Raw genomic sequence first — 17,511 nt, forward strand, 5'->3', positions numbered from 1 at the left:
TTGATCAGCGCTGCCAATTGCGCCGCAGGGCCTCGAGCTCTGCGCGCGTATCGAGCATGCCGCCGACGATGCGCTGGTCGATCGCCTCCAGCACCGCCGCCGGCATCTCCGTCCCCGCCATCCGGTACGCGGTCATTTGCGCCGACGGCCGAACGTTCTGCACCATCACCGGTATCCGCCATTCCGCGCTGGCGCGGCAGGCCACCCCCACCAGATCCTGGCTCAGTCCCACCACCGTGAAGGTGCGGCAATAGCCGCCCTCGTTCGACAGAAAACTCAGCCCGACCCGCACGTCGCCCTCGGACGGCGCGGCACCGCCCATCTGCTGGCTTAACACCGTATCGAGCCGGCCCTGCGCCACCAGCATGCCGTTGCGGCTGATGACCGTGGTCGGCGCCTTGGCCGGATCGGCCAGGAAGGCCGGCTGCCAGTACGCCAGGCCGAACTTGCCGAGCGCCAGCCCCACCACCAGCACCGCGCCCAGCGCGCTCCACTCGCGCCAGCCCAGATGCCGCCTGACCGCCTTGCGCGCGGCCTGCTGCGTGGCGACGCGCTGCGCCCGCACCGCCGCCAGTTGCACCACCTTGGCCTGCTGCGAACGCATCGTCGCGCTCGACGGCGACAGTTCGGCGAACACGCCGTCGCGCGCGGCGCGCAAACGGGCCACGCGGCGGGCGATGCTGCTGTCGCGCCGCATGGCGTCCTCGACGGCGTGACGGGTCGCGTCGTCCAGTTCGCCGACCGTGTACGCTATCAGTGTCTCGTCCGAAAAGCTCATGTTCACGTCCTTAGTCGCTCCATCATAAACCTTTTTTTCACCGGATGCGGATCTGTCAGGATCGCGTAAGCCCTTTAAATACAAGGGTTTTATTGCGCCGCAGCGTCGCACGGCAACTACTGTAAGGCCTACTTCGTACAGAAACCATTACATTTGACAATATTTATGCTAATCTGCGCGCTCTAATAACCAAGGAGGTAGTAATGAAAAAAGGCGAATTGATTGCAGAATTTGCGAAACGCACGGAGATGTCTGCTGCTGCCGCCAACGGTGCGGTGAACACTCTGATCGCGATCGTGACTGAGCGTCTGAAAAAAGGCGACACGGTTGGCATCACCGGCTTCGGCACCTTCTCCGTCGCCAAACGCGCCGCACGCAAAGGCCGCAACCCTGCAACCGGCGAAGCGATCAAGATCGCCGCGTCGAAGACCCCGAAATTCTCGGCTGGCGCAACCCTGAAGTCGGCCGTCAACCCGACCAAGAAGAAGTAATTCTTGCGCTAAGCAGGCTGTGTTCGTGCCCGCGAGGGCACCGGAAACGGCGGCTCATGGCCAGGTCCCCGACCTGCCATGGCCGCCGTTCTGTTTTGGGAGGCGTTTTTTTTGAGGAAGCCCTCTAGCGGCTTTCGGCGCCGCCGAGGTTATGATGGCGCGTACCCACCAGCCACCATACCAAGGAGATGTAAATGAGCTTACAAGAGCAATTCGAACAAGCCCAGGCGGACTCGAAAAACCTGCCGGAACGTCCCGACAACATGACCCTGCTGAAAATCTACGCGCTGTTCAAGCAGGCATCGACGGGCGACGCCACCGGCGAGCGTCCGGGTTTCACCGACATGGTCGGCCGCGCCAAGTTCGACGCCTGGGACGCCCTCAAAGGCACCAGCGCCGACGAGGCCAAGCAGCAGTACATCGACCTGATCGAAGACTTGAAATAAAGTTTGCCTGATCAAAAAAAGCCCCTGACGGGGCTTTTTTGCGTTCAAACGGGCGCGAACACCTTGCGCATCTTGTCGGCCACCTTGCCCTCGATCTGCGACGAGAACGCGCTGAACAGGAAGCCGAGGGCGATCTGCAAGCGCGCCTGGGTCGGCTCCAGGGTCAGGCTGCCGTCGACGCCGCTGCGCTCGAAGCGCAGCACATCGCCGTCCCAGCGGCATTCCAGCTCGAATTGTTCGGCCAACTTGTCGGCCACCTGTTGCGCCGCCGCCCGGGCCTGCTCCGGCGCAAGGTTGTGTTCCTGAACGATGTTAATGTCCGCCATGCGGCTTCCTCAATAAATCCACAAAGCCGACATGATGCCAGTTGGCCCGGCGTCACGCTAGTCCACAACGGCGCCTACGCATTTGCTTATATGTATTGTATATAAGCGCAATTTGTGAGAAATAGCGAATTACCTTAAAATACAGTGCTTTGCTGAGGTTAGCCGGGCCATCCCACCGCCGCCGACGCCGCTGCACACCAACATTGATAGGACTGTTATGACCCACGTTGTCACCGAATCTTGCATCAGCTGCCGTTATACGGACTGCGTCGATGTTTGCCCGGTAGATTGTTTCCGCCAAGGCCCGAACTTCCTCGCCATCGATCCGGACGAGTGCATCGACTGCGCCGTGTGCGTGGCCGAATGCCCGGTCAACGCCATTTTCGCCGAGGAAGACATCCCAAGCGACCAGCAGCAGTTCATCAAGATTAACGTCGATCTCGCGCGCCACTGGCCTTCGATCACCAAGACCATCGCGCCGCTGCCGGAAGCCGACGAGTTCAAGGACGTCAAAGAAAAACTGCACCTGCTGGTACGCTAAGACGAGTTTGTCTGGCCGGGCAGCACCGGGCAGCGTCATCCGCGGGCGCCAAAGTCGAGCGCCGCACAGCCTTGTGTTCGCCCAACCACCATTGAAATCACAGGAATATACGAATGAATAGCACTGTCACCCCTCCAGGCGTCATCGAAGCCGATGCCGTCATCATTGGCGCCGGCCCGGTCGGCCTGTTCCAGGTCTTCGAACTGGGCCTGCTGGAAATCAAAGCCCACGTGATCGATTCGCTGGGCGCGGTGGGCGGACAGTGCGTGGAACTGTATCCGGACAAGCCGATCTACGACATCCCGGCCGTGCCCTCGTGCACCGGCCAGGAACTGACCGACAACCTGCTCAAGCAGATCGAGCCGTTCGAGCCGACCTTCCACCTAGGCCAGGAAGTGACCAAGGTCGAGCGTCGCGACGACGGCCGTTTCGACGTTGAAACCAGCGCCGGCACCCGCTTCACCACCAAGACCATCTTCATCGCCGCCGGCGTCGGCTCGTTCCAGGCGCGCACCCTGAAGGTCGACGGCATCGAAGTGTTCGAAGGCTCCCAGCTGCACTACAAGGTCAAGGACCCGGCCATTTTCGAAGGCAAGAACATCGTCATCTGCGGCGGCGGCGACTCCGCGCTGGACTGGGCGCTGAACTTCGTCGGCAAGGCCGAATCGGTCGTTTTGCTGCATCGCCGCGAAGACTTCCGCGCCGCGCCGGCGTCGGTCGCCAAGATGAAAGCCTTGTGCGACGACTACGAGATGCAGCTCATCATTGGCCAGGCCACCGGTTTCGAGGCCAAAGACGACAAATTGAGCGAGCTCAAAGTCACCGGCGCCGACGGCGTGACCCGCCGCGTGCCGCTCGATATGCTGCTGGTGTTCTTCGGCCTGTCGCCGAAACTGGGCCCGATCGCCGAATGGGGCCTGGACATCGAGCGCCGCCAGCTGAAGGTGCAAAACACCGAGAAGTTCGAGACCAACGTTCCGGGCATCTTCGCCGTCGGCGACATCAACACCTATCCTGGCAAGAAAAAGCTGATTTTGTCGGGCTTCCACGAGGCCGCGCTGGCCGCGTTCGGCGCCGCGCCGTACATCTTCCCGGACAAAAAGATCCACATGCAGTACACCACGACGTCGCCGAAACTGCACAAAGTGCTGGGCGTGGAGACGCCCGTCTTCGATTAACGTCGCCCAAACGCCGGTTCCGCGCCACGGAAACAACGGCAAGGTGGTGCGTAGGGTAGTGTCCTACACAAAAGCAGCGGAAACGCTGCTTTTTTTATGGGTTCAGCGGTACTATTATCGAACCAAGGGCATATCGCGCACTATCACTGCGCTTTCCCCTGGGTATTTAGAAATGCTTAGCGCCACGAACAAATACTCTATAATTGGCTTATGATGAGATGTATTGGTGCACCGCACCATGCTTTGACCGGGAAGACCTATGCTCTACCAACTGCACGAAATGCAACGCACGCTCCTTTCGCCCCTGATGCAATGGGCGGACGCGACCGCTAAAATACTGACCAATCCGGTCTCGCCGCTGGCGCACACGCCGTTTTCGCAACGGATCGCCGCCGGGTATGAGCTGATGTACAGGCTCGGCAAGGACTACGAAAAGCCGGCGTTCGAGATCGACTCGACCGTCATCAATGGCGAAACGATCGGCATCATCGAACAGGTTGTTGTCAATAAAGCCTTCTGCCGCCTGATCCGTTTCAAGAAAGACCTGGACGACAAGGCCACCAAGGCGCTGAACCAGCCGACCGTGCTGCTGGTGGCGCCACTGTCGGGCCACCACTCCACCCTGCTGCGCGACACCGTGCGCGGGCTGCTGGTCGACCACGACGTCTACATCACCGACTGGACCGACGCCCGCATGGTGCCGGTGTCGGAGGGTGCCTTCCATCTGGACGACTACATCTACTATGTGCAGGACTTCATCCGCCTGCTGGGCCCGGACCTGCATGTGATCTCCGTGTGCCAGCCGACGGTGCCGGTGCTGGCGGCCATCGCGCTGATGGCCACCGACAAGGACCCGAAGCTGCCGAAAACGATGACGATGATGGGCGGCCCGATCGACCCGCGCCGCTCGCCGACGGCGGTCAACAACCTCGCCACCGAAAAGAAGTTTTCGTGGTTCGAGAACACCGTCATCTACTCGGTGCCGCCGAATTATCCCGGCTTCGGCCGCAAGGTCTACCCGGGCTTCCTGCAGCACGCCGGCTTCATCGCCATGAATCCGGGCCGCCACGCGCAGAGCCACCGCGAGTTCTACAGCCATCTGGTTGAAGGCGACGACGAACCGGCGGAAAGCCACCGCAAGTTCTACGACGAGTACAACGCCGTCCTGGACATGCCCGCCGAATACTATCTGGACACGATCAAGACGGTGTTCCAGGACTTCGCGCTGCCGATGGGCACGTGGAAGGTCGGCGGCAAGCTGGTGCGTCCACAGGACATCACCACGGTCGCGCTGTTTACCGTCGAGGGCGAGCTGGACGACATCTCCGGCGCCGGCCAGACGCAAGCGGCGCACGACCTGTGCACCGGCATCCCGGCCGAGATGCAGCAGGACTACGTCGCCCCGGGCGCCGGCCACTACGGCATCTTCTCCGGCCGCCGCTGGCGCGAAATGGTCTGCCCGAAGATCACCGAGTTCATCAAAAAACACGGTTAAGCGAGCAAGCCCCGACAAGATCCCTGCCAAGCGCAGGGATTTTTTTTTGCCGAGACAGCGCCGGCGATAAGGTTTTTCGGCTTGCCCGACGCAGATATCGGATAATGGCGCTTTAGCTTTATCGCTTTCCCGCGCCATCACCGCCGTGCCCACCAACAAAACACTCGCCGATCGCATCGAAGACGCTCTGCCGCAGACGCAATGCACCAAATGCGGCTATGACGGCTGCCGTCCATACGCCGAGGCGATCGCTGCCGGCGCGGCCGACATCAACCAATGCCCGCCCGGCGGCGCCGAGGGCATCGTGCGGCTGTCGGCCGTCACCGGCCGCAAGGTCATCCCGCTCAATCCCGTCAACGGCGTTGAGCGCCCGCGCGCGCTCGCCTATATCGACGAAGCGCTGTGCATCGGCTGCACCTTGTGCATCCAGGCCTGTCCGGTGGACGCCATCGTCGGCGCGGCAAAGCTGATGCACACGGTCGTGCCGGACCTGTGCACCGGCTGCGACTTGTGCGTCCATCCCTGCCCGGTCGACTGCATCGTCATGTATCCGGTCACCGAGACCACCGGCTGGGCCGCGTGGAGCCAGGCCGACGCCGACGCCGCGCGCGAGCGGCACGACTTCCGCACGCTGCGCCTCAAACGCGAGAAGGACGAGAACGACGCCCGCCTCGCCGCCAAGGCCAGCGCCAAGATGGCGGCGGTCGAAGCGCTCGACCCGGCCACCGACGCCGACGCCGCCGAGAAGGAACGCAAGCGCGCCATCATCGCCGCCGCGATGGAACGCGCGCGCTTGAAAAAGGAGGAAGCCGCGCGAGCGGCCGCCGACGCCACGCCAGTAGATGGAAACCCGCCTGAATGAATCCAGCCAAACGCCAAGAAATGTTCGAGCGCTTCCGCGCCGCCAATCCCAGTCCCAAAACCGAACTCGAATACACAACGCCGTTTGAATTGCTGATCGCCGTGCTGTTGTCGGCGCAGTCCACCGACGTCGGCGTCAACAAGGCCACGCGCAAGCTGTACCCGGTCGCGAACACGCCGGCGAAAATTCTGGAATTGGGCGAGGAGGAACTGAAGTCCTATATTCAGACCATCGGGCTGTACAAGACCAAGGCCAAGAACGTCATCGCCACCTGCAAAATCCTGCTGGAGCAGCACGCTGGTGAAGTGCCCAATGACCGCGAATCGCTGGAGGCCTTGCCGGGCGTAGGCCGCAAGACCGCCAACGTGGTGATGAACACCGCGTTCGGCGAGCTGACGATGGCGGTGGACACGCATATCTTCCGCGTCTCCAACCGTACCGGCCTGGCGCCGGGCAAGAACGTCGACATCGTCGAGCAGAAGCTGCTGCGGTTCGTGCCGAAGGAGTTTTTGCAGGACGCGCACCACTGGCTGATCCTGCACGGGCGCTACACCTGCAAAGCGCGCAAACCCGAATGCTGGAACTGCATCCAGCAAGACCTGTGCGACTACCGCCAGAAGACGCCGATGCCGGACGGGCTGTAACGACGGACTTGACTCCTTTGCGACATAGGTCGCACAATGGCGTCATCTGTCGCTATTCAAGGAATTCCCGTGCCCACTCAGTCCAAACGCGTCGCCACATTTGTCGCGGCCGCGCTGTACGCCTGCCTCCCCGTACCGACCCACGCCGCCGCTGACACAGCCAGGCTGCGCGCCGTCGTCGATCAGGCGATCCGTCCCGTCGTCGCCGAATACGATCTGCCCGGCGTCGCGGTCGCCGTCACCATCGACGGCCAAGCCAGCTTCTTCAACTACGGCCTGGCATCGCGCGAGCAGCACGCGCCGGTCACCGAAAACACCTTATTCGAGCTGGGCTCGATCAGCAAGACCTTCGCCGCCACGTTGGCGTCGTACGCCGTCGCGACCGGCAAGCTGTCGCTGGACGATCATCCCGGCCAATACATACACGAGCTGAAAGGCAGCGCCATTGACAAAGCCAGCGTGCTCCATCTCGGCACCTACACGGCCGGCGGCCTGCCGCTGCAGTTCCCCGACGACGTGCCGGACGACGGCATGCTCGCCTATTTCAAGCAATGGAAAGCCGACGCGGCGCCGGGCACGCAGCGGCGCTATTCCAATCCGAGCCTCGGGCTGTTCGCGCACGTTGCCGCGCTATCGATGGAAACCGGTTACGCCGAAGCGATGGAAGGCCGCATCCTGCCGGGCCTGGGCTTAAAGCACACCTACGTGCGCGTGCCGGCCGGCGCGATGGGCGATTACGCCTCGGGCTATAACCAGGCAAACAAACCAGGCCGTATGAGCCCTGGCCCGCTCGCCGCGGAGACCTACGGCATACGCTCCTCGGCCGCCGACATGATCCGCTATCTGCAGTTGAACATCGATCCGAGCGGGCTGAAGACGCCGCTGCGGCGCGCCGTCGAGGGCACGCATGTCGGCTACTTCAAGATCGATGGCATGGTGCAGGGCCTGGGATGGGAACAGTATCCCTACCCGGTATCGCTGAAGGACCTGCAAGCGGGGAATTCGCAAACCATGATTTGGGAGGCGAATCCGGCGCGGGCGCTGGTGACGCCGCAAACGCCGGCGCCGACGCCGGCCACGCTGTTCAACAAGACCGGCTCGACGTCAAACTTCGGCGCGTACACGGCCTTCGTACCGGCGAAGAAGATCGGCATCGTCATCCTCGCCAACAAAAATTATCCGATCCCGGCGCGCGTCAAGGCGGCGCACGAGATCCTGGAACAGCTGGCGGCGCGACTGGGGAATTAAACCGCGCTCCATACTGGCGATGCGTGGGCCGCCGACGGCGCATGGATGGCGGATTAGGCGACGCCGTAATCCGCCACGATCCGCCAACAGCGCGAAACGTCGTCAGACCAGCACCAGATTATCCCGGTGCACCAGCTCGCGGCCTTCGACGAAGCCCAGAATCGATTCGATCTCGCTCGACGGCTTGCGCATGATGCGCCGCGTCTCCGCGCTGGTGTAATTCGACAGCCCGCGCGCCACCGGCAAACCGCTCTCGTTCACGCAAGTGATCACCGCGCCGCGCCCGAATTCCCCCTTCACTTCCACCACGCCGATCGGCAGCAGCGACTTGCCCTCGCCGGTCAGCTTCTGCACCGCGCCAGCGTCGAGCACCACCTGCCCCGCCGTGTGCAAATGGTCGGCCATCCACTGCTTGCGCGCCGTCAGATGCCCGGTCTGCGCCGCCAGCTCGGTGCCGATCGACTCGCCACCGGCCAGGCGCTCCAGCACATTATCTTCACGCCCATAAGCGATCACCGTATGCGCGCCCGACTTGGCGGCCCGCTTGGCGGCCAGGATCTTGGTCAGCATGCCGCCGCGTCCCAGACTGCTGCCGGCGCCACCGGCCATCGCCTCCAGCGCCAGATCGCCCGCGCGGCCTTGCTGGATCAGCACCGCCGCCGGGTCCTTGCGCGGATCTGCGCTGTACAACCCCTTCTGGTCGGTCAGGATGATCAGCGCGTCGGCCTCGATCAGGTTCGCCACCAGCGCGCCCAAGGTATCGTTGTCGCCGAATTTGATTTCGTCGGTGACGACGGTGTCGTTCTCGTTGATGATCGGGACCACGCCCAGGCGCAGCAAGGTGGTCAAGGTCGAACGGGCGTTGAGATAACGTTCGCGGTCGGCCAGGTCGGCGTGCGTGAGCAGCACCTGCGCGGTGCGCAGTTCGTGCGCGCGGAAGCTGGTCTCGTAGATCTGCGCGAGCCCCATCTGTCCGACGGCGGCGCAGGCCTGCAGTTCGTGGATATCGGTGGGGCGCTGTTCGAAGCCCAAACGCAGCATGCCTTCGGCGATGGCGCCGGAGCTGACCAGCACCACCTGCTTGCCCATGGCGCGCAGGGCGGCGATTTGCGCGGCCCAGCGCGCGATGGCGGCGTGATCGAGGCCGCGGCCGTCGTTGGTGACTAAAGACGATCCTACCTTGATGATGATGCGCGTAGCTTTTTGTATGACGGAATTCATGGGTGCGACAGTCTCTTAACAGTCTTGTTACATGCGGGACGCGAGTCCGGATCCCCGGCGCGAGCCAGGACCTACATTGCTGTGTGCTGTGAAGTGCCGGGTGGATGACCCGTTCTTGCCGAAGCAGACGCCCGTCCCGGGATGCGGGACGGCGCTGTTGTGGAAAGCATAACCAGCGAATAGCTGATTATGCCGGTGATGCGGATTTTTATCGAGGATTAGTCGAGGATTTTGAAACGGGGATCGTCCGGATCGATCGAGGAAATGCCGCGCGCTTCCTCCGTCATCTGCGTTTCTTCCGAACGTTGTTCGGAATGGCGCTTCTCTTCGAGGTGCATCTGGATCGCGTTGACCAGTTCCTGGGTGCCGTCGTGGCTCAGCGCGGAGATCTCGAACACGGGACCCTTCCAGCCGAACTTCTTGACGAAATCCTTGACGGTTTTCTTGCGGTCCTCTTCCGGCACCATATCGAGCTTGTTCAGCACCAGCCAGCGCGGCTTGTCGACCAGCGACTCGTCGTACTTTTTCAGTTCGTTGACCAGCGCCTTGGCTTCCTTGACCGGATCGACGTTGGTCTCGAACGGCGCCAGGTCGACGATGTGCAGCAGCAGGCCGGTACGCTGCAGGTGGCGCAGGAACTGGTGACCGAGGCCGGCGCCCTCGGAAGCGCCTTCGATCAAGCCGGGAATGTCGGCGATCACAAAGCTCTTCTCGTGCGAGACGCGCACCACGCCCAGGTTCGGGTGCAGGGTGGTGAACGGGTAGTCGGCAATCTTCGGACGCGCGTTCGACACGGCCGAAATAAAGGTCGACTTGCCGGCGTTCGGCATGCCCAGCAGGCCGACGTCGGCCAGCACCTTCAGTTCCAGGCGGATTTCGCGGCGTTCGCCTTCCTTGCCCTCGGTCTTTTGACGCGGTGCGCGGTTGGTCGAGGTCTTGAAGTGGATGTTGCCCCAGCCGCCCTCGCCGCCCTTGGCCAGCAGTTCCATCTGGCCGTGTTCGGTCAGATCGGCCAGGATTTCGCCGGAGGCGTCGTCGATGATCAGGGTGCCGACCGGCATGCGCAGGTGGATGTCGTCCGCGCCCTTGCCGTAGCAATCGGCGCCACGGCCGGCTTCGCCGTCTTTGCCGCGGTGCATCTTGGAGAAGCGGAAATCGACCAAGGTGTTGATGTTACGGTCCGCTACGGCCCAGATCGAGCCACCCTTGCCGCCGTCGCCGCCGTCAGGGCCGCCGAACGGGCGGAATTTTTCACGGCAAAACGAGGCACAACCATTGCCGCCGTCACCACCGATCACTTCAATTTTTGCTTCGTCGATAAACTTCATGATGTACCGCCATAAAACTAAAAAGGCTCTACCGTGGGCAGAGCCTTTCGATTGAAGGCTTGCGCCTTACAAAGGGGACAGCCGGGCGCGGGCGCCTGGCCGTGAGCGTGATTTACGCTGGTACTGCAGCTGCTGGAGCGTTTGGTACGACGGTCACGAATTGCTTCGAACCTTCGCCCTTGACTACGAACTTGACCTTGCCGTCCACCAGAGCGAACAGGGTGTGGTCTTTGCCCATGCCAACACCTTCACCAGCGCGCACCGGGGTGCCGCGTTGACGAATGATGATGCCGCCAGCATTGATCGATTGACCGCCGTAGACTTTTACGCCCAGACGCTTTGACTCTGAGTCACGACCATTTCGCGTTGTGCCGCCGCCTTTTTTGTGTGCCATTTAAGACTCCTTGGATACTAATTCTCGGGCAAACGGAATTAACCGTTGATCGATACGATTTGGATTTCGGTGTAATTTTGGCGATGGCCTTGATGCTTCTGGTAGTGCTTACGACGACGCATCTTGAAAATCTTCACTTTATCGTGACGACCGTGTGCCACAACAGTAACCAGTACCTTTGCACCCTCAACCAGGGGAGCACCAAACTTGATGCTTTCGCCTTCGCCAACGGCGAGGACCTGATCGATGGTGAGTTCGGAACCAATGTCTGCCGGTATCTGTTCTACTTTAAGTTTTTCGCCAGCGACAACTTTGTATTGTTTGCCACCGGTTTTTATGACCGCGTACATGATTTGAAACCTCATCAAATGTTAAGAAAATTCCCTCCGTCGCCAGCGGAACCGCATGCATGGTAATCGGGGAACCGCTGATTATACATGGGATGCCAATTCGCGTCAAAAACTATTCACAAATGGCCGATGGCGTGGTATGTCGACAAGCTTGCATGTTGATGGGTGTTATCTGATTAACAAACGAGTTGCCACAAACAAGGGGCGGCCCCCCTGTGGGCGAGGGCATGTCGTATAATCTCGGCACCAATAGTCCACTGCACAGGTTCGTCTTGTCTGCCGCCACCCACACCGCAACACAAAACAATATCGCCCACTCGATCGCCGCCGACATGGACGCGGTCAACTCGGTGATCCGCCGCAAGCTGCATTCCGAGGTCAGCCTCGTCAATCAGATCGCTGAATACATCATCAGCGCCGGCGGCAAGCGCATCCGCCCGGTCCTGGTACTGCTGGTGGCGAACGCCTATTCCTATAAAGGCACCGGGCACCACGAGCTGGCGGCGGTGGTCGAATTCATCCACACCGCCACCCTGCTGCACGACGACGTCGTCGACGAATCGTCGCTGCGCCGCGGCCGCGCCACCGCCAACGCGCTGTTCGGCAACGCCGCCTCGGTGCTGGTGGGCGACTTCCTGTACTCGCGCTCGTTCCAGATGATGGTCGGCCTGAACAACATGCGCGTCATGCAGATCCTGTCGGACGCCACCAACGTCATCGCCGAGGGCGAGGTGTTGCAGTTGCTTAACATGCACGACCCGGACGTCAGCCAGGAGCGTTATTTGCAGGTGATCCGCTCCAAGACGGCCAAGCTGTTCGAAGCGGCCGCCGAGCTGGGCGCCCTGATCGCCGGTGCCAACGACGCGCAGATCGCCGCCGCCGGCGAATACGGCCGCTCGCTGGGCACGGCCTTCCAGCTGATCGACGACGTGCTCGACTATGCCGGCGACGCCAGCGAGATCGGCAAGAACGTCGGCGACGACCTGCGCGAAGGCAAGCCTACCCTGCCGCTGATCTACCTGATGGAAAACGGCACGCCGGAGCAGCGCGAGCTGGTGCGCACCTGCATCGAGCAGGGCGACGAGCAGCACTTCGACACCATCCTGGCCGCCATCACCAGCAGCGGCGCGCTCGACTACACGCGCCAGCAAGCCGAAACGGCCGCCCAGCGCGCCGCCGAAGCGATCGCCGACCTGCCGGACAGCGTGTACAAGGAATCGCTGCTGCAGCTGGCCGATTTCTCGGTCAACCGCACGCATTAATACCCCGTCGGCGACGCTGGATGGGCCGCTGGCGGCGCTTGGCGGATTACGGCGTTCCGCCTAATCCGCCCTACGTATCTCCGTGGCGGGACACCTGACAACGATTGCGGATGAACCTCGGAGTCACGTAGGGCGGATTAGCGCAGCGTAATCCGCCATGCGCCGCCGATAACGCCATCCAAGACCGCATATCAGAGCAGCTCCCGAACCAACTCCGACGGCCGGCACAAACGCACGCCCTTCTCCGTCACCACAAACGGCCGATTGATCAGAATCGGATGCGCGATCATCGCGTCGAGCAGCGCATCGTCGGACAACGACGCATCCGCCAACCCCAACTCCCCATACAAATCACCCTTGTCGCGCATCGCCTGACGCGCGGTCAGGCCGGCCTTGGCGATCATCGCCTTCAACGCCGCGCGCGACGGCGGGTTCTTAACGTAGTCGACAATCTCCGGCTCGATGCCGGCGGCGCGTATCGCCTCCAGCGTTTTGCGCGATGTCCCGCAAGCGGTGTTGTGATAAATCGTGACGGTCATATGCTGCCCTTGAGCGTGAATTCAAAGGCAGCATTATCGCCTAAACGTCGCCGGCGCGACCGACGGACATCCCGGTTGCCTGGACCTGCGTTTTATGTTTTCATCCTCGTGCCACCCACCACACGAGGTCACCCATGAAAAGCTCTTTCATATTTCTGCTGTTCGCGGTATCGCCACTGCTGGCACAGGCTGCGGACGCCACCGATAACCAGTTGATCGAACGCGCGGTGCGCGACTATATCGAGTCGCAACACAACCCCGATCCGTCACGCATGGAGCGCGCCCTCGATCCCAAACTCGCCAAGCGCACGTATTGGAAGGCGGCCGACGGTTCTGAATTCGTCATGAACACCGACTTCGACACGATGGTCAAGGTGGCCAGGACCTACAACAAGGACGGCACGAACTTCCCGCCACAGCCACGGGTCGACATCAAGATCCTCGATGTCGACCAGCGCGTGGCAACCGTCAAGCTCACCGCCGATGAGTGGATCGACTATATGCACCTGTATAAGAACCAGCGCAGCGAGTGGAAAATCGTGAACGTGCTTTGGCAGTACCACGACACAGCACGCCAAACCTCGATTAAAACTTCGCCGCCAAACTGACACCGATCGCGCGCGGCATCAGACGATAGCCCTGCACGATCGAGGCCACCTGCGGATGCTGGATCACCTTGTCGTTGTCGAACGCGTTCTTGACGAACACGCTGACGTTGTAACGGTCGAAGCCCATGCCGGCGCTGAAGTCGGCCGTGTGATACGCCGGGCGCTCATAGTCGGTCAGCTCCGGATTGAGCGAACCCTTGCTCGATCCGACCCACTGCACGCCGCCCATGACGAAGGCGCTGCGCTCGCCCAGCGCGAAGTTGTAGCGCGCATTGACCGCCGCGTTATATTTCGGCACGCCCTGGATCTGCGCGCCAGCCACCGCGCCGACCACGCCGTTCTGTATGCCCTGGTCGTTCGACAGCTCCGCCTTCACATAGCCACCCGAGGCGCTCAAGGTCAGCCCGGCGATCGGCTTGGCCTTGATGTCGAATTCGAAGCCCTTGCTGGTGGCGTCGCCGGCGTTGGCGTTATACGTGTACGCGCACGTCGGCAGATAAACGCCCTGCTGGATGTTCTTCCACTTGATGTAGAAGACGTCGGCGTTGATCGTCAAGCGGTTGTTGAGGAAGCGCGACTTGCTGCCCACCTCGTAGTTCCACAGGCTGTCCGACGCGTAGTTCGGCGGTCCCTCGGTCAGGCCGTTCAACTCCAGGTCCGGGCCGCAGGTGGTCGGCGGCACGAAGATGTTCGAGCCACCCAGGCGGAAGCCCTTCGACACGCTGGTGTACAGCGTATGGCGCGGATCGACTTCCCACGTCAACGCATACTTCGGCGTGAACGCGGTCGACTTCAGACTGGCGCCGCTGTTGTTGCCCGCGCCGGCCAGGTAGTTGCCGTTGCGCTGTTCCAGATTCGAGCTGGCGCGCAGGTAGCGTGCCCCCACCGTGGCATGCACCGTCGGCGTGAAGTAGTAATTAACCTCTCCGAATATCGACGACTGCTTCTCCTTGTAGTGGAAAGCGCCGGCGAACGAGTTATCGTTCGGGAAGGAGCCCGGGCGCACGTCTGGCAGCAGCTCCGGATCGTAGATGTCGAAGCCGAACTGCTTAAACGTGTCGGTCACGCCGAAGATCGGATCGTTCTCGGTGATATTGGTGTGCTGGCGCGAGAAGTACGTTCCCGCCAGCCAGGTCCACGGCGACACCGTCGCATCGTACGGGCGCGAAGCGAGACGGAACTCCTGCGACACCTGCCGCACCTGGTTGTTCAGATACACGGCCGACGGCAGCGCCGCGATGGCGTCGATCAGCTCCGGCGGCGCCTTGCCGCCATCCTCGGTCGAAGTCAGGAAGGTCGACAGCGAATAGCTGTTGTAGGCCGAGCCGTTCTGCGTGCGGTCGAACTTGCGCGAGAAGTAGCTGGTGGCAGACGTCAGATCGACCGCGCCCAGATCCCAGTTGACGGTCACGCTGGGCGTGAACAGCTTGTCGATGGAAGGTTCGCGCACCTGCTTCTGCGCCTGATAGTTCGGCAGCTCGATGTTGAAGGCGGAGATGTCCTTCGCATCCAGGCGCTGATAGTAGATCGACGGCGTGATCGTCAACGCACGCGTCGGCTTCCACTTCAACGCCATGCGCAGTTCCTGGTCGCTGTACTTGTTGATGTCCTTGGCGAGCACCGCGCCGTCGCCATCCACCTGATTGATATAACCGCCCGTGTGCTGCGCCTGCACGCCGATGCGCAGCGCCAGTTCGTCGGCGATCAGCGGGATGTTACCGACCACGTTGGCCGAGTAGCTTGGGCTGCCGTTCTTGGTGTGCGAATACTCGGTGTAGGTGCTGAACTCGCGCTCCTTCAGATCCGGCTCGTTCGGCACGAACTTGATGGTGCCGCCCATCGAGCTGGCGCCGTACAAGGTCACTTGCGGGCCGCGCAGCACCTCCACCCGGTCGATATCGAAGAACCTTGGTTCGACGTTACCCATCGTGTAAACGTTGCCGACGGTGACAGGGGTATCGCCCAGATAGACCCCGACCGTCGCCGCGCCGGCCGTGGAGCTGATGCCGCGAATCTCGATGTTGGACGTGCCCGGGCCGGCGCCGCCATTGCCGCTGGCGGCGGTGAAGGAGATGTTGGGCACCACGCGCGTCAGGTCGGTGATGTCGCGGATGTGCTCTTCCTGCAGCTGCTTGCCGGTGACGGCAGAAATACTCATCGCCACCTTGGCCGGATCTTCCTTGCGTTTTTGCGCGGTGACGGTGACCACCTCGATTTCGTCGGACTGCTTGACCGGCGCCTGCTGCGCGCCCACCGGACCGGCCAGCGCGGCCAAAGCGGCGGCAATGGAACTGCACATTATTTTTTGAGTGATCTTCATGCCTGCGCTTCTCCAGTCAGTAGGGGCCTGCCCCAGAATGATGCATTTTTATATATTAACCATCTTGTAATTTTTAACAAGCAAGAAACCTGCCAAAATCATCAACGTTGGAATCCAGCCACAAGTTGGAACGCGGCGAGGCAAGCAGAGGCAAGGCGGTCATTCATCAATGGAATACCTTTGAGGTATCGGGCGGATACTCAATCGGTGTTGGACGACAAAGGGGATGCTGTTTAATCTGAAGTCACTCAGCAATGGCAAGGTGATAACAGTGAGCAATATCCGAGGCACGCAAATGACGGTGGGACCGCGCGACTGGTCGGCATCGACCGTCGCCGCCGGGTTTCTCGCGGTGCTGGTCTCCTACGCCGGGCCGCTGGCGATCTTCTACCAGGCCGGGCAGGCGGCAAATCTGAGCAACGACATGTTCGCGTCCTGGGTATGGGCAATCTCGATCGGCGCCGCCGTCTCCGGCATCTACCTCAGCTGGAGCTTGAAGATCCCGGTCATCACCGCCTGGTCCGCGCCCGGCACGGCGCTGCTGATCACCCTGTTCCCCGACCTGTCGATCCACGAGGCGATCGGCGCCTACATCACAGCCGCCGTTATCCTGCTGGCGATCGGCCTGTCCGGCCAGGTCGACCGGGTGATGGCGGCCATCCCAAAAGGCATCGCCAGCGGCATGATGGCCGGCATCCTGCTGCCCTTCGGCCTGAACGCCTTCAAGGCCATCGGCTCGCTGCCGGTACTCAGCTGCGGCATGATCGCCGCCTATCTGCTCGTCAAACGCTTCGCGCCGCGCTACGCCATCGTACTGCTGCTCGCCGCCGGCGCCGTGATGGCGTGGCTGGGCGGGCAGACCGATTTCTCCGGCGTGCGCCTGCAACTGGTCACGCCACAATTCATCGCGCCGGAATGGTCGTGGGCCAGCACCTTCAGTCTCGCGCTGCCACTGGTGCTGACCACCCTGACCGGCCAATACCTGCCAGGCATGGCGCTGCTGCGCTCCTCGGGTTACGACAATAAAGTCCGCCCCATCATGACCACCAACAGTGTCGCCTCGCTGGCGGTGGCCTGCTTCGGCGGCATCACCATCGCCATCGCCGCCATCACCGCCGCCATGTGCACGGGGCGCGACGCGCACGAAGATCCATCGAAACGCTACATCGCCGGCATCTCCAACGGCGTGTTCTATCTGATCGCGGGCCTGTTCGGCGGCTCCATCGTCATGCTGTTCGCCGCGCTGCCGAAGGAACTGGTGGCAGTGCTGGCCGGTCTGGCGCTGCTCGGCGCGATCACCAACAACCTTGGCGGCATCATGGCGGCGGACGATCACCGCGAAGCCGCCATCATCACTTTCCTTGCAACCGCTTCCGGCATGACCTTCCTGGGCCTCGGCTCGGCATTCTGGGGAATCATGATCGGCATGCTCGCTCATGCCGTCCTTCACACCACAAAAAAATAAACCAAGAAAGAGACA

General features: G+C 61.8%; 18 protein-coding genes and 1 pseudogene. 11 read left to right on the forward strand and 8 right to left on the reverse strand.

Annotated elements, in window-relative coordinates; all coding sequences use genetic code 11:
* Positions 1-4: 4 nt before the first annotated feature.
* Positions 5-778: a hypothetical protein gene (locus tag NHH88_27335; protein ID USX13330.1), complete on the reverse strand. Its 774-nt coding sequence runs from the start codon at positions 776-778 to the stop codon at positions 5-7.
* Between the two features lie 203 nt (positions 779-981).
* Between NHH88_27335 and NHH88_27340 the strand changes: the two genes are divergently transcribed.
* Entirely contained in the window at positions 982-1,269 is a 288-nt protein-coding gene (locus tag NHH88_27340) for an HU family DNA-binding protein (GenBank protein USX13331.1), read from the forward strand.
* Between the two features lie 194 nt (positions 1,270-1,463).
* Complete coding sequence (locus tag NHH88_27345; protein ID USX13332.1) at positions 1,464-1,715, forward strand: acyl-CoA-binding protein; 252 nt, start codon at positions 1,464-1,466, stop codon at positions 1,713-1,715.
* Positions 1,716-1,759: 44 nt separating this feature from the next.
* Here NHH88_27345 and NHH88_27350 read toward each other — a convergent pair whose 3' ends face one another.
* Positions 1,760-2,041 (reverse strand): polyhydroxyalkanoic acid system family protein, encoded by a 282-nt coding sequence (locus NHH88_27350; GenBank protein USX13333.1) that lies wholly within the window; start codon positions 2,039-2,041, stop codon positions 1,760-1,762.
* A 217-nt stretch (positions 2,042-2,258) separates the two neighbouring features.
* On the opposite strand from NHH88_27350, the gene NHH88_27355 reads away from it, so the two are divergent.
* The 6 genes from NHH88_27355 to NHH88_27380 all read left to right on the forward strand — a co-directional run bounded on the left by NHH88_27355 (position 2,259) and on the right by NHH88_27380 (position 8,009).
* Entirely contained in the window at positions 2,259-2,582 is a 324-nt protein-coding gene (locus NHH88_27355) for a ferredoxin family protein (protein USX13334.1), read from the forward strand.
* A 113-nt stretch (positions 2,583-2,695) separates the two neighbouring features.
* Positions 2,696-3,760, forward strand: coding sequence for an NAD(P)/FAD-dependent oxidoreductase (locus NHH88_27360; GenBank protein ID USX13335.1), 1,065 nt, complete (start codon positions 2,696-2,698; stop codon positions 3,758-3,760).
* 259 nt (positions 3,761-4,019) lie between these two features.
* Entirely contained in the window at positions 4,020-5,255 is a 1,236-nt protein-coding gene (phaZ, locus tag NHH88_27365; protein ID USX13336.1) for a polyhydroxyalkanoate depolymerase, read from the forward strand.
* Between the two features lie 145 nt (positions 5,256-5,400).
* The gene (rsxB, locus tag NHH88_27370; GenBank protein USX13337.1) at positions 5,401-6,117 is read left to right on the forward strand and encodes an electron transport complex subunit RsxB; all 717 of its coding nucleotides are present in this window, start codon (positions 5,401-5,403) and stop codon (positions 6,115-6,117) included.
* The gene (gene nth, locus NHH88_27375) at positions 6,114-6,761 is read left to right on the forward strand and encodes an endonuclease III (GenBank protein ID USX13338.1); all 648 of its coding nucleotides are present in this window, start codon (positions 6,114-6,116) and stop codon (positions 6,759-6,761) included. The genes rsxB and nth overlap by 4 nt, the downstream gene beginning before the upstream one ends.
* 69 nt (positions 6,762-6,830) lie before the next feature.
* Positions 6,831-8,009 (forward strand): beta-lactamase, encoded by a 1,179-nt coding sequence (locus tag NHH88_27380; protein ID USX13339.1) that lies wholly within the window; start codon positions 6,831-6,833, stop codon positions 8,007-8,009.
* Positions 8,010-8,111: 102 nt separating this feature from the next.
* Here the strand turns inward: NHH88_27380 and proB are convergent, their stop codons facing one another.
* From proB to rplU, 4 genes are all read right to left on the reverse strand, one after another.
* Positions 8,112-9,230: a glutamate 5-kinase gene (gene proB, locus NHH88_27385; GenBank protein USX13340.1), complete on the reverse strand. Its 1,119-nt coding sequence runs from the start codon at positions 9,228-9,230 to the stop codon at positions 8,112-8,114.
* 218 nt (positions 9,231-9,448) lie between these two features.
* Complete coding sequence (gene obgE, locus NHH88_27390; GenBank protein USX13341.1) at positions 9,449-10,558, reverse strand: GTPase ObgE; 1,110 nt, start codon at positions 10,556-10,558, stop codon at positions 9,449-9,451.
* Positions 10,559-10,670: 112 nt separating this feature from the next.
* The gene (gene rpmA / locus NHH88_27395; GenBank protein ID USX13342.1) at positions 10,671-10,952 is read right to left on the reverse strand and encodes a 50S ribosomal protein L27; all 282 of its coding nucleotides are present in this window, start codon (positions 10,950-10,952) and stop codon (positions 10,671-10,673) included.
* A gap of 38 nt (positions 10,953-10,990) precedes the next feature.
* Entirely contained in the window at positions 10,991-11,302 is a 312-nt protein-coding gene (gene rplU / locus NHH88_27400; protein USX13343.1) for a 50S ribosomal protein L21, read from the reverse strand.
* Positions 11,303-11,574: 272 nt separating this feature from the next.
* Between rplU and ispB the strand changes: the two genes are divergently transcribed.
* Positions 11,575-12,564 (forward strand): octaprenyl diphosphate synthase, encoded by a 990-nt coding sequence (gene ispB, locus NHH88_27405; protein USX17451.1) that lies wholly within the window; start codon positions 11,575-11,577, stop codon positions 12,562-12,564.
* A gap of 194 nt (positions 12,565-12,758) precedes the next feature.
* Here the strand turns inward: ispB and arsC are convergent.
* Positions 12,759-13,103, reverse strand: a pseudogene (gene arsC / locus NHH88_27410) (arsenate reductase (glutaredoxin)).
* Between the two features lie 134 nt (positions 13,104-13,237).
* Here arsC and NHH88_27415 point away from each other — a divergent pair.
* Positions 13,238-13,711: a nuclear transport factor 2 family protein gene (locus NHH88_27415; protein ID USX13344.1), complete on the forward strand. Its 474-nt coding sequence runs from the start codon at positions 13,238-13,240 to the stop codon at positions 13,709-13,711.
* On the opposite strand, the gene NHH88_27420 is transcribed toward NHH88_27415, so the two are convergent.
* Positions 13,689-16,031 carry a TonB-dependent receptor gene (locus tag NHH88_27420; GenBank protein ID USX13345.1) on the reverse strand — a complete coding sequence of 781 codons (2,343 nt, stop codon included), beginning with the start codon at positions 16,029-16,031 and terminating at the stop codon, positions 13,689-13,691. The two genes, NHH88_27415 and NHH88_27420, sit on opposite strands and share 23 nt — an antisense overlap.
* Positions 16,032-16,326: 295 nt before the next feature.
* On the opposite strand from NHH88_27420, the gene NHH88_27425 reads away from it, so the two are divergent.
* Positions 16,327-17,496, forward strand: coding sequence for a benzoate/H(+) symporter BenE family transporter (locus tag NHH88_27425; protein USX17452.1), 1,170 nt, complete (start codon positions 16,327-16,329; stop codon positions 17,494-17,496).
* Positions 17,497-17,511: the final 15 nt, after the last annotated feature.

It is taken from the genome of Oxalobacteraceae bacterium OTU3CAMAD1 (assembly GCA_024123915.1).
Lineage (GTDB): Bacteria > Pseudomonadota > Gammaproteobacteria > Burkholderiales > Burkholderiaceae_D > Rugamonas.

What these genes read in the sequence shown, in the direction of transcription:
- NHH88_27335 (USX13330.1), bottom strand. Translation starts at nt 778, where the DNA reads ATGAGCTTTTCGGACGAGACACTGATAGCGTACACGGTCGGCGAACTG.
- NHH88_27340 (USX13331.1), top strand. Translation starts at nt 982, where the DNA reads ATGAAAAAAGGCGAATTGATTGCAGAATTTGCGAAACGCACGGAGATG.
- NHH88_27345 (USX13332.1), top strand. Translation starts at nt 1,464, where the DNA reads ATGAGCTTACAAGAGCAATTCGAACAAGCCCAGGCGGACTCGAAAAAC.
- NHH88_27350 (USX13333.1), bottom strand. Translation starts at nt 2,041, where the DNA reads ATGGCGGACATTAACATCGTTCAGGAACACAACCTTGCGCCGGAGCAG.
- NHH88_27355 (USX13334.1), top strand. Translation starts at nt 2,259, where the DNA reads ATGACCCACGTTGTCACCGAATCTTGCATCAGCTGCCGTTATACGGAC.
- NHH88_27360 (USX13335.1), top strand. Translation starts at nt 2,696, where the DNA reads ATGAATAGCACTGTCACCCCTCCAGGCGTCATCGAAGCCGATGCCGTC.
- phaZ (USX13336.1), top strand. Translation starts at nt 4,020, where the DNA reads ATGCTCTACCAACTGCACGAAATGCAACGCACGCTCCTTTCGCCCCTG.
- nth (USX13338.1), top strand. Translation starts at nt 6,114, where the DNA reads ATGAATCCAGCCAAACGCCAAGAAATGTTCGAGCGCTTCCGCGCCGCC.
- proB (USX13340.1), bottom strand. Translation starts at nt 9,230, where the DNA reads ATGAATTCCGTCATACAAAAAGCTACGCGCATCATCATCAAGGTAGGA.
- obgE (USX13341.1), bottom strand. Translation starts at nt 10,558, where the DNA reads ATGAAGTTTATCGACGAAGCAAAAATTGAAGTGATCGGTGGTGACGGC.
- rpmA (USX13342.1), bottom strand. Translation starts at nt 10,952, where the DNA reads ATGGCACACAAAAAAGGCGGCGGCACAACGCGAAATGGTCGTGACTCA.
- rplU (USX13343.1), bottom strand. Translation starts at nt 11,302, where the DNA reads ATGTACGCGGTCATAAAAACCGGTGGCAAACAATACAAAGTTGTCGCT.
- NHH88_27415 (USX13344.1), top strand. Translation starts at nt 13,238, where the DNA reads ATGAAAAGCTCTTTCATATTTCTGCTGTTCGCGGTATCGCCACTGCTG.
- NHH88_27420 (USX13345.1), bottom strand. Translation starts at nt 16,031, where the DNA reads ATGAAGATCACTCAAAAAATAATGTGCAGTTCCATTGCCGCCGCTTTG.
- NHH88_27425 (USX17452.1), top strand. Translation starts at nt 16,327, where the DNA reads ATGACGGTGGGACCGCGCGACTGGTCGGCATCGACCGTCGCCGCCGGG.